10 protein-coding genes are annotated in these 12,866 nt (G+C 44.5%); 6 read left to right on the top strand and 4 right to left on the bottom strand.

Annotated elements, in window-relative coordinates:
* The first annotated feature begins 165 nt into the window (after window positions 1-165).
* The 4 genes from ahcY to QT994_RS17020 all read left to right on the top strand — a co-directional run bounded on the left by ahcY (window position 166) and on the right by QT994_RS17020 (window position 5,390).
* Window positions 166-1,443, top strand: coding sequence for an adenosylhomocysteinase (gene ahcY, locus QT994_RS17035; RefSeq protein WP_333047387.1), 1,278 nt, complete (start codon window positions 166-168; stop codon window positions 1,441-1,443).
* Between the two features lie 169 nt (window positions 1,444-1,612).
* Window positions 1,613-2,218: a DedA family protein gene (locus QT994_RS17030; RefSeq protein ID WP_333176362.1), complete on the top strand. Its 606-nt coding sequence runs from the start codon at window positions 1,613-1,615 to the stop codon at window positions 2,216-2,218.
* Between the two features lie 166 nt (window positions 2,219-2,384).
* Window positions 2,385-3,809, top strand: a complete 1,425-nt coding sequence (locus tag QT994_RS17025; RefSeq protein WP_333047385.1) for an NADP-dependent isocitrate dehydrogenase — start codon at window positions 2,385-2,387, stop codon at window positions 3,807-3,809.
* 246 nt (window positions 3,810-4,055) lie between these two features.
* Window positions 4,056-5,390: a glycosyltransferase family 4 protein gene (locus tag QT994_RS17020; RefSeq protein WP_333176361.1), complete on the top strand. Its 1,335-nt coding sequence runs from the start codon at window positions 4,056-4,058 to the stop codon at window positions 5,388-5,390.
* A gap of 20 nt (window positions 5,391-5,410) precedes the next feature.
* On the opposite strand, the gene QT994_RS17015 is transcribed toward QT994_RS17020, so the two are convergent.
* Window positions 5,411-6,025 (bottom strand): glutathione S-transferase N-terminal domain-containing protein, encoded by a 615-nt coding sequence (locus QT994_RS17015; RefSeq protein WP_333047382.1) that lies wholly within the window; start codon window positions 6,023-6,025, stop codon window positions 5,411-5,413.
* A gap of 69 nt (window positions 6,026-6,094) precedes the next feature.
* Here QT994_RS17015 and QT994_RS17010 point away from each other — a divergent pair, with 69 nt between their 5' ends.
* Both QT994_RS17010 and QT994_RS17005 read left to right on the top strand, forming a co-directional pair.
* On the top strand, window positions 6,095-6,487 hold the full coding sequence (locus QT994_RS17010) for a DUF2358 domain-containing protein (protein WP_333176359.1): 393 nt from the start codon (window positions 6,095-6,097) through the stop codon (window positions 6,485-6,487).
* Window positions 6,488-6,776: 289 nt separating this feature from the next.
* Window positions 6,777-7,949 carry a TRC40/GET3/ArsA family transport-energizing ATPase gene (locus QT994_RS17005; RefSeq protein ID WP_172188640.1) on the top strand — a complete coding sequence of 391 codons (1,173 nt, stop codon included), beginning with the start codon at window positions 6,777-6,779 and terminating at the stop codon, window positions 7,947-7,949.
* Window positions 7,950-8,279: 330 nt separating this feature from the next.
* Here the strand turns inward: QT994_RS17005 and QT994_RS17000 are convergent, their stop codons facing one another.
* The 3 genes from QT994_RS17000 to QT994_RS16990 form a co-directional block, all read right to left on the bottom strand.
* Window positions 8,280-9,860: a sodium:solute symporter family transporter gene (locus tag QT994_RS17000; protein WP_333176357.1), complete on the bottom strand. Its 1,581-nt coding sequence runs from the start codon at window positions 9,858-9,860 to the stop codon at window positions 8,280-8,282.
* Window positions 9,857-10,138, bottom strand: coding sequence for a DUF485 domain-containing protein (locus QT994_RS16995; protein ID WP_333176355.1), 282 nt, complete (start codon window positions 10,136-10,138; stop codon window positions 9,857-9,859). The genes QT994_RS17000 and QT994_RS16995 overlap by 4 nt, the downstream gene beginning before the upstream one ends.
* Before the next feature lie 256 nt (window positions 10,139-10,394).
* Complete coding sequence (locus tag QT994_RS16990) at window positions 10,395-12,701, bottom strand: DNA phosphorothioation-associated putative methyltransferase (RefSeq protein ID WP_333176353.1); 2,307 nt, start codon at window positions 12,699-12,701, stop codon at window positions 10,395-10,397.
* Window positions 12,702-12,866: the final 165 nt, after the last annotated feature.

The raw sequence follows: 12,866 nt of genomic DNA, 5'->3' as shown, positions 1-12,866 counted from the left end.
GTGCGGGTGACTCCCCTGTGCAGATCGAAAATTGGTTGATCGAACACAATCAAAATTTAAGATTAACCTCGCCCAGCCCGATCAACTAAAATCACAGCACTTGCCCGCCGAGGGGTTAATCTGCTAGAACTAACAAAGTTTGATGATTCCTCAGAAATAACATACATGGTTGCTACATCCGTCAAGATTAAACACGAAGTCAAAGACTTGTCCCTCGCCCCCTTGGGAAAGCAACGCATTGAGTGGGCCGGCCGGGAAATGCCGGTTTTGCGACAAATTCAAGAACGCTTCGCTAAAGAAAAGCCTTTCGCTGGCATTCGCTTGGCTGCTTGCTGCCACGTAACCACAGAAACCGCTCATTTGGCGATCGCCATCAAACTCGGCGGTGGCGACGCCGTACTGATCGCCAGCAACCCCTTGAGCACTCAAGATGACGTAGCAGCTTGCTTAGTTGAAGACTACGGCATTTCCGTCTTCGCCCTCAAAGGAGAAGACGCAGCTACCTACGAACGTCACGTCTACACAGCCCTAGATCACCGCCCCAATATTATCATCGACGACGGCAGCGACGTGGTAGCCGCACTAATTCAGCACCGCCCGAACCAAATTTCCGACTTAATCGGAACTACCGAAGAAACTACCACAGGCATCGTGCGCCTGCGGGCAATGTTGAAAGACGGCGTGCTGACTTTCCCCGCAATGAACGTCAACGACGCCGACACCAAGCACTTCTTTGACAACCGTTACGGCACCGGTCAATCTACCCTAGACGGCATTATCCGCGCTACCAATATTTTGTTAGCCGGTAAAAATATTGTGGTTGCAGGTTACGGTTGGTGCGGCAAAGGCACGGCACTGCGCGCCCGTGGTATGGGTGCTAACGTAATTGTCACCGAAATCGATCCGATTCGGGCGATCGAAGCAGTGATGGACGGTTTCCGCGTCATGCCGATGGACGAAGCAGCAACAGTCGGAGATATATTCATTACCGTTACCGGCAACAAACACGTCATTCGTGCCGAACATTTCGAGACAATGAAAGACGGCGCAATTGTTTGCAATTCCGGTCACTTCGACATTGAAATTGACCTCAAATCCCTTGGCGCAAAAAGTACCGACGTGAAAACAGTCCGGTCTTTCACTCAAGAATATCACCTCAATAATGGCAAGTCGATTATTGTGTTGGGCGAAGGCCGTTTGATCAACTTGGCAGCAGCCGAAGGACACCCCAGCGCCGTGATGGATATGAGCTTTGCTAACCAAGCTTTAGCCTGCGAATATCTGGTTACGAACAAAGGCAAACTAGAGCCGGGTATTCACTCAATCCCCGTAGAAGTTGACAAAGAAATTGCCCGTCTCAAATTGGAAGCAATGGGTATTCACATTGATACCTTGACTGCCGAACAAATTGAGTACACAAACTCTTGGACTTCGGGCACTTAATCATCGATCTATCCCCACAGTAGGGACACGGCATTGCCGTGTCCCTACTTCTTCATGAACTTCCTTCTTCCAACTTCGGCATTCGGTCTTCCTGACATCCGTTACATCCCTTAGATAATCCGTTGCCGAACTTCCTTCTGCTATACCTATTACCAATTATTAAATCAAAATGGTTGAATGGATAACTAACACTATGCAGTCGATGGGCTATCTCGGAATTGGCCTGTTGATGTTTTTAGAAAATCTTTTCCCGCCCATCCCCTCAGAATTGATTATGCCACTGGCAGGATTCACGGCATCAAAGGGTAATGATATGCAGTTAGCACCGGCGATCGCAGCCGGAGTAATCGGTACAATTCTGGGCGCGCTTCCCTGGTACTATGCGGGTAAATTATTGAGCGAAGAACGCTTGAGGAATTTAGCAGACAAATACGGCAAGTGGATCACAGTATCGGGCGCCGATATTGACAAAGCAAATAGATGGTTTAACAGACACGGCAACAAAGCCGTGTTTTTGTGTCGCCTCGTACCGGGAGTTCGTACCCTGATTTCCCTGCCTGCTGGCATCAATAATATGTCTTTGATCCCTTTTTTGCTCTACTCAACAGGCGGCACAATTTTGTGGGTGAGTTTCCTCACTTTTGCCGGATATAAACTAGGGGAAAATTATACACTTGTAGATAAGTATCTCGATCCGGTTTCCAAAATAGTTGCGGTGATTATTGTCATCTGGTTTATTTTGTGGATTGTGAAGAAGAATATGCAAAAAGAATAAAATCTTAGATAAATGCAGACATCCTCACAAACATCTGCGTTTATCTGCTGTTATCTGCGGTTAAAAATCAATTTATCAAAAATTCATACAAATATTTAGGATTGATTGAGGTTTAGGGAGATAATCGTGCCAAAATAGGGAACATTGCTATCCGCGCTGTTAAGATATGTACCAAAAGATTGTAGCCCCGACAACTGGTTCTAAAATTACTTTCAAAGATGGTTCGCCGATCGTCCCCGATGACCCGATTATTCCCTTCATTCGCGGTGACGGTACGGGAGTGGACTTGTGGCCAGCATCCCAGAAAGTCATGGATGCTGCGGTAGAAACAGCTTACGGCGGCAAGCGGAAAATTAACTGGTTTAAGATTTATGTAGGCGACGAAGCTTGCGATGTCTACGGTACTTACCAATATTTGCCGCAGGATTCCTTAGACGCCATCAAAGAATACGGAGTCGCCATCAAAGGGCCGCTGACAACCCCAATCGGGGGTGGCATTCGATCGCTCAACGTAGCTTTGCGGCAAATCTTTGACCTTTACGCCTGCGTGCGACCCTGCAAATATTATGCTGGAACACCATCGCTTCACAAAACTCCTGAACTCCTAGATGTAATTATTTACCGAGAAAATACAGAAGATATTTACCTCGGAATTGAATGGGCGAAAGGCAGCGAAATCGGCAAAAAATTGATTGAATTCCTCAATAATGAGTTAATTCCAGCAACACCAGAACATGGCAAAAAACAAATTCGCCTCGATTCTGGAATCGGAATTAAACCCATTAGCAAAACAGGTTCTCAGCGTTTAGTACGGCGCGCCATTACCCACGCTTTGCGGTTGCCAAAAGATAAGCAGCAAGTGACTTTGGTACACAAAGGCAACATCATGAAATATACGGAAGGGGCGTTCCGAGATTGGGGTTACGAATTAGCAACAACCGAATTTCGAGAACAGTGCGTAACTGAAAGAGAGTCTTGGATTCTGGGCCACAAAGAAAAAAATTCAGCCATTAGCTTAGAAGATAATGCTCGCCAAATAGACCCGGGATACGATGCTTTGACCCCAGAAAAACAAGCCAAAATTCGTCAAGAAGTAGCCGATGTTCTGTTTGCAATTTGGGGGAGTCACGGCAGCGGCCAGTGGAAAGAAAAAATCATGGTCAACGACCGAATTGCTGACAGTATTTTCCAACAAATTCAAACCCGACCGGCCGAGTATTCGATTTTGGCGACCATGAATCTAAACGGGGATTATTTATCCGATGCGGCCGCCGCCATTGTGGGTGGATTGGGTATGGGCCCTGGTGCGAATATTGGTGATGAATGTGCAGTTTTTGAGGCGACTCACGGCACTGCACCGAAACACGCTGGTTTGGATAAAGTCAATCCCGGTTCCCTGATTTTGTCCGGAGTGATGATGTTAGAATACATGGGATGGCAGGAAGCAGCAGACTTGATTAAGAAGGGTTTGGGAGCGGCAATTTCTAACGGTGAAGTTACTTACGATTTGGCGAGGTTGATGGAGCCCCCGGTGCCTGAGTTGAAGTGTTCGGAGTTTGCGGAGGCAATTATTAAGCATTTCGCCGATTAAGTTCCTCGGTGGGCCAACAATTGCGTGCTGGAAGCCGGTCAGAAAATCATTCCAATCCTGAATCAGCAGTAGCTTTAAAACAACACCGCGATCTTCTATGTATTGGTACACTTGCCAAAATAGGGATAGCGGTGTTATAAAGTTCTTGAGTCCCATAGCAATTATCACTCTTCGCGAACAATTAGTTAGGGTAGGCAAGCCAGGGGGCAACCGCAGGGAACTTCTGCTAAACCAATCTCGCGAATTATGACAAATTATACAGATACTAGAATTTTTATGAAAAACCCAGAGAAAACTGATACGATGCGAGTTTTGATTCTGGCGGATGTTTGCAATCCTGAGTGGCCTTCTTTACCGGTGGTTGGATATAAATTTGCGCGTGCGATAAGCCATTATGTTAATGCTACGGTTGTTACTCAAATTAGGAATAAACCAAATATCGATCGAGCCGGAATGGGTAACGCTAAAGTAGTTTATATAGATACAGAAAAAGTTGCTGCTCCCATTCAAAAGCTAACGACTTTACTAAGTGGCTCAAACAAAGCCTGGACTATTAACGCAGCGCTGGGTTATTTCAGCTATCTCGCCTTTGAGTGGGAAGTCTGGCAGCGCTACAAGCAGGAGTTGCAAAGCGGGTATTTCGATGTCGTTCACCGGATTACCCCGATGTCGCCCACGCAGCCGAGTCCGATGGCAACTTGGAGTCCTATTCCTTTTTTGTTAGGACCTCTCAACGGCGGGCTGCCTTGGCCGAAAGCTTTCACAATTGAGTTGAAGCGGGAACGCGAGTGGTTGAGCTATGTGCGAAATGCTTACAGGTTAATGCCTTTTTACCGCTCTACTTATGAACGTTCAGCAGGAATTCTGGCGGCATTCGAGCACACGATCGCAGATTTGCCAGCCTCAGCGAGATCGAAGACCATTAATTATGCCGAAGTTGGCATAGATCCCGAACTGTTTAAGCTGCCCGAACGCTCTAGCAGCGAACAAGTGACGGTACTGTTTGCCGGGAGGCTAGTTCCCTATAAATTGCCAGAAGTTGTCATTCGCGCTTTCGCTAATAGTTCGATTTTGCAGCAGCATAAATTAGCGATCGTTGGCGACGGACCCGAACGTCCTAGACTAGAACAATTAATCGCAGAACACAATTTAGGCAACTGCGTTAAACTTTTAGGTCAAAAAACCCAAGCTGAAGTGGGAGAATTGATGCGCCAAGCTGAGATTTTTGCTTTTCCCTCGATTCGCGAACTGGGGGCGGGCGTTGTGGTTGAGGCAATGGCGTGCGGTATGGCTTGTGTTGTAGTTGACTACGGCGGACCAGGTGCGCTGGTAGAGCCCGATCGCGGGATTAAAGTTCCTCTCGGTAATTTTGACACACTGGTAAAATATTTTACCGCAGAACTCGAACAGCTTGTCGCCGATCGCGCTCGTGTTGCGCGCATGGGCATTGCAGCCCACAATTACGCCATGAATCACTATTCCTGGGATGTTAAAGCTCAGCAGATCCTGCAAGTTTATCAATGGTTAGCAAGTCATGGCAGTGTCAAACCGGATTTTGAGCTACAGTCAAATAGCTTGTGACCGCTCGTCAAGTTTAATTCTCAGTTAGGACTTGCGCCCACTGCCATGCCGCGTTCAACGGCGGGACGCTTCTGCAAGGTTTCTACCCAACGCTTGAGGTGGGGGTGGTTGTCGAGGGTTAATCCTTGAAATTCGTAAATAGCAACCCAGGGATAGGTAGCAATGTCGGCTATAGAATAGTCGCCGCAGATGTATTCGTATTTTGCTAGTTGAGTGTCTAATACTCCGTAGAGGCGCAAGGTTTCTTTTTCGTAGCGCCCAATCGCATAGGGAATTTGTTCGGGTGCAAAGCGTTTGAAGTGGTTTAGCTGACCAAACATGGGGCCGATGCTGGCCATTTGAAACATCAGCCACTCTATAACTTGAAAGTATTTTTGTTTGTCTGTGGGCAGAAATCTGCCGCTTTTTTCGGCAAGATAGATTAGAATAGCGCCAGACTCGAAGACGGTGATGCCGTTATCTCGATCGACTATGGCCGGAATTTTGCTGTTGGGGTTGATTGCGATGAATTCTGGGCTAAATTGGTCGTTTTTTTTGATGTCGATGACGTGCACGCTGTAGGGTAAACCTATTTCTTCGAGCATGATCGAGACTTTGCGACCGTTCGGTGTGGTAAAAGTGTACAGGTCGATCATAAGTTGTCCGCCTTTTCTCAAGCAAGTATAAACTATATTATAATAATTTAAGGCAAATAGCTAATGATAATGGATATTATTGAAATTCTCAAAGACGATTATCAAAGATTCCCCGACAATCAGACTTACAACATTTACGCAAAAGAGGTTTATTTTGAAGACCCAGTGAATCGATTTACAGGAGTCGATCGCTACCGCAAAATGATCGGGTTTATGGGGACTTTTTTTAAAGAGATTAAACTCGACTTGCACAACATTTCCCAGTCGGGAGATACTATAGAAACTCGCTGGACTCTGAGCTGGATCGCACCGCTACCTTGGAAACCGAAAATGGCGATCGCCGGTAGGAGCGAACTTAAAGTCAACACTGATGATTTAATTGTTTCTCACATCGATTACTGGAACTGTTCGCGGTTGGATGTGCTCAAGCAGCTTGTATTTCCCGTGAAAACTAATGTTTGAGAATTGTTCTTAGGTTTGTTAGCAACAAAAAATGGTGTTTCAAGAGCGAGAGCCCTTTTTAACCGCAGATAAACACAGATGAACGGTGATGGATTTTTATGTGTCGCAATTGATATCTGAAATAAATAACTTTAACTGATCTTGACATGGCAGCAATTTCGTGAATGACCGAAAATGTGCTGTGTCCGGCGGCTGCTTGTCGCCAAAATTAATTCCCCCACTAAATTAATCTTTGTTACAGAACGTTACAATAAAGAAGTAAAGAATTTTCAGGCGAGCTAAACAATCAATGCGCTTAATATTAATGACCGGAAAAGGCGGCGTCGGCAAAACCTCCGTAGCCGCTGCGACTGGGCTGCGGTGTGCCGAATTGGGATACAAAACCCTAGTGCTGAGCACTGATCCCGCTCACTCGTTAGCCGACAGCTTCGACATGGAACTCGGACACGATTCGCGGCTGGTGAAACCGAATTTGTGGGGAGCAGAATTAGACGCTCTCAGGGAATTAGAAGGCAATTGGGGAGCCGTTAAGCGCTACATTACTCAAGTCTTGCGAGCGCAGGGGCTCGAAGGGGTGCAAGCTGAAGAATTAGCCATCTTGCCAGGAATGGATGAAATCTTCGGTTTAGTGCGAATGAAGCGGCATTATGACGAAGGCGAATTTGATGTTTTAATTATCGATTCTGCTCCGACTGGCACAGCATTGAGACTGCTAAGTTTGCCGGAAGTTGGCGGCTGGTACATGAGAAAGTTTTACAAGCCGCTGCAAGGCATATCAGCCGCCCTTCGGCCTTTAGTTGAACCTATTTTTAGACCAATTGCGGGTTTTTCTTTACCAGACAAAGAGGTGATGGATGCACCTTACGAATTTTACGAACAAATCGAAGCTTTGGAAAAGGTTTTAACTGACAATACTGTCACTTCGGTAAGGTTAGTTACTAATCCAGAAAAAATGGTAATTAAAGAGTCTCTGCGCGCTCATGCTTATTTGAGTTTGTACAATGTAGCCACAGATTTAGTAGTAGCTAACCGGATTATTCCCGCAGAAGTAACTGACCCATTTTTTAAACGGTGGAAAGAAAGCCAGGAACAGTACCGTCAGGAAATTCACTCAGATTTCATGCCGCTGCCAGTTAAGGAAGTGCCACTTTATTCAGAAGAAATGTGCGGTTTGGCAGCTTTGGAACGGTTGAAAGAAACGCTTTACAAAGACGAAGATCCAAGTCAAGTTTATTACAAAGAAAATACGATTAAGATCGTGCAGGAAAACAATCAATATAGTCTTGAGCTGTATTTGCCGGGAATTGCTAAGGATCAGATCCAGTTGAGCAAAACTGGAGATGAGTTGAATGTTCGGATTGGGAATCACCGCCGTAATTTGGTGTTGCCGCAAGCTTTAGCGGCGCTGCAACCTTCGGGGGCGAAAATGGAGGATGATTATTTGAAGATTAAGTTTGCTTAAGCTACAAATATAGGACACGGTAATGCCGTTTCCCTACAAATATAGGACGCGGCAATGCCCATTAATAACTCAGATAAGGGAAGAAGAGCCTCGCTTCCGAAAATGGAGGCTCTTCCTCACCCCAGAACCTTTACTTTCGCTATCAGCCTGGTAACCAGTAAAAATGGAGGCTCTTCCTCCGGATCTGCCTTAGTTGCGCTATCAGGCTGGTAACCAGTAAATAGTTTTTTTCTCAGGAGTTATGCACAGCAACCAAAGAAACCGGATTTCTCACGGTTTTCTCTTGGCTGCAATTAATGATTTTTTATTAAGAAATCCCCTTTCTCGATATTAGGGTAATTCACCATCTAATTCATCGGGCGGTAAAGTCGCGACAAATTGTGCATTTCCTAAGTGAATAAGTTGCTCTACTTCGGAGAATTTTTCAGAGGCTTGCCGATCGCTTTTCCATAAAGAGACCCCAATTCCGACAATAAATGATAAAGGAATTGTGACCAAACCCGGATTTTTCAGAGGAAAAATTGCCTCCGCATTTTTGAGTAAATCTATTTGAATTGTCGGAGACAAATAGATTAATAATAAAGATGAAAAAGTCCCTGTTATCATACTCGCGACCGCCCCATTTGTGGTAAACTTTTGCCACAAAATTGACATCAATAAAGCCGGAAAATTACCACTCGCGGCTATAGCGAAAGCCAAACCCACCATATAGGCAACATTTTGACCTTTAAAAACAATTCCCAAAATAATTGCCAAAACACCTAAGAAGCCAGTAGCACCGCGGGCGACTTTTAATTGTTCGGATTCATTAGCAGAGCCTCCTCTCACCACATTCACCCATAAATCGTGAGAAAGCGCGGCAGCACCCGAAAGCGTTAATCCCGCGACTACTGCTAAAATTGTGGCAAAAGAAACCGCGGCAATAAAGCCTAATAAAACATTACCGCCCAAATGTTCTGCTAACATCGGCGCGGCCATATTACCCCCTTTATCAATGGCCTTAATACTGTCTTGGCCTAATAAAGTCATAGCGCCAAAACCGAGGATAAAAGTCAACAGATAAAAGAAGCCGATAAACCATGTCGCATACATGACTGACTTACGAGCAGCCTGGGCATCTGGTACTGTATAAAAACGCATTAAAATATGCGGTAATCCGGCTGTACCAAACATTAAAGACATCCCTAAAGAAATAGCGTCTAAAGGATTAGCTACCTGTTTACCTGGGGCTAATACTTCCGGTCCATATTTCTCAGAGGCGGCGGCAAATAATTTAAGGGGATTAAAATCAAATTGAGATAATACTAAAATCGCTAATAATATCGCACCCCCTAATAACAAAAATGCCTTGATAATTTGTACCCAAGTGGTTGCCATCATGCCGCCGAAAATAACATAGGCTAACATCACACAACCGACAATCACTACGGCTAATTCGTACTCCATACCAAAGAGCAATTTAATTAAATTGCCAGCCCCTACCATTTGGGCAATTAAGTAAAAACTAACAACGGCTAAAGTACCGATCGCGGAGGCAATTCTCACGGGAGTTTGACGCATCCGATAGGCAACAACATCGGCAAAAGTATAGGTTCCTAAATTGCGTAAAGGTTCGGCAATTAAAAACATAACAATTGGCCAACCCACTAAGAAACCAATGGAATAAATTAAGCCATCAAAACCATTAAGCGCGACTAAACCAGCAATGCCTAAAAAACTGGCCGCGCTCATAAAATCTCCTGCGAGGGCTAAACCATTTTGAAAACCATTAATTTGACCGCCTGCGGTGTAAAATTCCGCGGTACTTTTTGTCTTTTTCGCGGCCCAATAAGTAATTCCTAAAGAGGCCACCACAAACAATAGGAAAAAGGAAACAGCAGTGAGGTTAAATTGTCCAAGGGTTGTGTTCATTTTGAACTCTTAATATATTCTTCAATTTGGCGATCGTAGTAGTTATTCATCCAACTGACGTAAATGTAAATTAATACCCACGCGGCAAGAATGACAAGGGCACCTAAGAAGATTCCCCAACTTAATCCGGGTACAATTACTGAACCCATTAATGACTTATTAAAAGCCACTAATAAGATAAATCCAAAGTAGATAAACATCATGGCTAATGTTAGTTTCAAGGACACTTCCCATCGTTCTTCTGCTAGTTTTGTGAAGACTTTATCTCTATCGTTCATGTTTTTCTTCATTAACATGAGGCGTATTATATACTACTGATCGTTCACTTCTCTCAACTTTTATTATTAATAATTGTAAACAACAAGTATTTTTACTTATGATGTTAAGAAAATGGGTTTCTCGTTTTTAGCATCAAGCGAAAATGAGGCAATGAGGTTTAGCTTGCAAGCTGGAGCCTGGTAACGAGTAAATAGGACAGGGCTATACCGTTTCCCTACAAAGATAATGGAGACAATTAACCGGATTTGATGTAAATTATTCTCCTTCTTCTTTCTCCTCCTCTGCGCCCTCTGCGCCCTCTCCTGTTTCTTCAATCTTTCCTGGCTTCAACTCAATCTTTTTCTGCTGGCGTTCCGACGCTGCTTTTTGCAGCATTTTCAACCTTTCTGGGTCAGCGTTCGATCGCCAAAACAACTTATGACCCTTAATTTTTACACAATTTTCCTCCAAACACTTCACCCATTCCCGATATTTTTTAACTGCACCACCATCGAGAATCCCTAATTTTTCTTCTTGGCGGGTGAGTTTCGCAAACTTTTCGTAATGGGGATAATTAGGACTAACAAAAGCTTCTTTTCTCACTAAAACTGGCGGATTGTACACATCGGAATAGTCTTGATAGCTGACAGAAAGATCGCGCAAATGTATGTGCATAGCCGTGTGGAGGGCTGGATGCGGGTTAGTCTCAAAATCTGGATAAAATAAATAGGAAATCTGAGGTTTGCGAGCGTGAAATTTGATGATTGTAGCGCCGTCAAGCCTGCCAATTGTGCGGTTAGCGCAGCCTTCGTAGAGCCGCAGCAAAGGGTCTAGTTCTTCTAAAACGGATACGTGAACTGAAAGGGAACCGGGCTGTTTGTAGCCGATCGCACTATCTTCACAGCAATCCGCAACAATATCAGCTTTGCCCAAACTGTATAGCATTAAATCAGCCAAAGTGCAAGCTTTTTGATAATTGTCAAACAAACCTTTGATGTCGTTGCGGATTTGAGCCGGGAGTCGGCGCATCGAAGGTCGATCGCCCAAACCGTTGAGAGCGAGATATACTAGCAAATCCTGGCGGCGCTTATCGGCTATTGTCTCCCAATCATCCGCATCAGTTGCTTGCAAAATCACCCTCCAAGCGCGATTAAAACTGTGGAATTCCCCCTTAATTACCGATTCTTCAGCTAATTCGCCTTTAACAGGAAGGCGGCCCCGATCGCTCACAAAAGCCATCAAAGGAGCCAGCATTTCCGCATAATCCTCAAACCGCTTAACTTGCGATCGCACTCTGGGAGTCGATAAGTGCGATCGAAACCGAGAAGCACGAAAACTTTCACCCTCCGCTGCATCCCGAAACACAAAATAAATTCCCAAAGCCACAGGAATTGCATCAACATTCAAAACTTGGTCAATATAAACCTTCAACTCTTCCTGTTCGTAATACTTCTGAAAAGTATTCCGAGAAGTAATCACCCCATCCCCGTAAGCAATTTGACCTCTGTCGGTATCATCAATCAAAACTTGAGCCGCTACAACTAATAAACTCTTAGTTAATTCCCAAGCATTCAGTAAAGCCTCTCGGCGTTCCCCCAAAGATTCAATTACATTAATCACATAACCAATATTCACAATATCCGCACCAATTCGCGGAGTATCCGGCTGATAGTACGGGTCCCAACCCGAAGCAGCATAACCCTCTTCATTAATACATTTAACATCCCAGCCGTAGCCGCAACCGTAATCAAAAAAAGTCGCCCCATCCCAAAATAAATCAGCTTCCAAAACTAGACGCACAGGTTTAGAAAGCGAGTTACGTACCATCGCAGCTTTGTGACGCTCAATCTTGGGAACTGAGAGCTCACTATTCTCCTGTTTCAAACGCTCGACAACAGCATGATCTTGAATTTCGACACCGCAATATCCCAAATATTTGAGCCAACCCTCGCGAGTGCCGATAACGCTAGTATTGTCAAGCAACCCCCACTTTTCCTCGCAGCGAGTCAGTCGAGAAAACTTTTCGTAATTGGGATAATCCGCAGCTACAAAAGTTTCCTTGCGGTGCAAAACAGGGGGATTTTCGCTGTTGCTGTAATCGAAATATTTAACTTCCCCTGTTGCTAAATTAATTTGGATGCTGGCTTGCAAAGCAGGGTGAGCATCTGTATCGAAATCAGGGTAAAAAAGATAAGATATTTTAGGTTGATGGAGTGAAAATTTAACTAAAGTTGCTTCATCAATATTTTCGAGATGGCGTCTGGCACAATTTTCGTAGATTCCGAGGATAGGGTTGAGTGTCTGCAAAGCCGAAACATGAACGTAAAAAGCCGTAGGTAATTTTTTTCCAACCTGGCTTTTGCGACAGCAGCGAGCCACTTTTCCTAGGAGATTGTCAACACATAAATTAGTGATTTCATCGAGCTGGTACGGCACAGCCTTTACAGAATCTTGCTCAGAAATAGCCTGGTTTTCATACAATAAAACTTCCCGAGCAAAAATCATCAAAGGCGTTAGCAGTTTTTCATCATTTTCTAATGAATCGCTGTCTAAAATAGTGTTTGTACTGGTATCGTAATTCATAGCTAAATTAATTATTTTTTTAATTAACCGCAGAGAACGCAGAGGACACGGAGAGAAGAAACAAACAAAATTTTCCTAGAATTTCTCTATGTAGGATGCACACTCCGTACCGTACCGCTTTATTTTTTAGTCTCAAGCGAGAGAGACTTCGTTTGTGTAAGGGCG

The sequence above is a fragment of the Microcoleus sp. S13_B4 genome (genome assembly GCF_036700885.1).
Classification (GTDB): Bacteria; Cyanobacteriota; Cyanobacteriia; order Cyanobacteriales; family Microcoleaceae; genus Microcoleus.
This window is presented reverse-complemented; position numbering and strand designations above follow the sequence as displayed.